This is a genomic window from Bradyrhizobium sp. Kon56, from assembly GCF_055807635.1.
Map to the genome: position 1 here is coordinate 1 of NZ_JBVVOU010000194.1, position 379 is coordinate 379.

A 379-nucleotide genomic window follows, 5' to 3' on the forward strand; every position below is an offset into this window, starting at 1 on the left:
ATCTCGATGGGGCGACCGGCTTCTCCGAACTTACTTGTTCGAGGCCGCCACTGTCCTTCTTTATCGAACCAAAAAGTGGTGTTCCCTAAAGGCCTGCGGCATGAAGCTCGCTAAGCGGATCGGCATGAAGAAGGCAATGGTCGCCATCGCCCGAAACATCGCCGTGATTCTCCACTGCATCTGGGTCGATGGAACGTCGTTCGACTGGGGCCAGCCGAAGCCAATCTGATATTTGCTCGCAAGTTCCTGGTCCGGTCCGCCGGACTGGCGATATCCCGCTGGGACGGTGGTCGTGGTGACCTCGGTCAATCGGCTGGTGGCGGTTCGCCCGCACTCCGCTGCAAACGTTGAGGCGCCCGATCCGGACATCATCATGAGG

General features: G+C 59.4%; 1 pseudogene. It reads left to right on the plus strand.

What is annotated here, in order from left to right:
- Positions 1 to 229: pseudogene (locus AC0L3B_RS38595) on the plus strand (IS110 family RNA-guided transposase); the annotation flags it as partial.
- Positions 230 to 379: the final 150 nt, after the last annotated feature.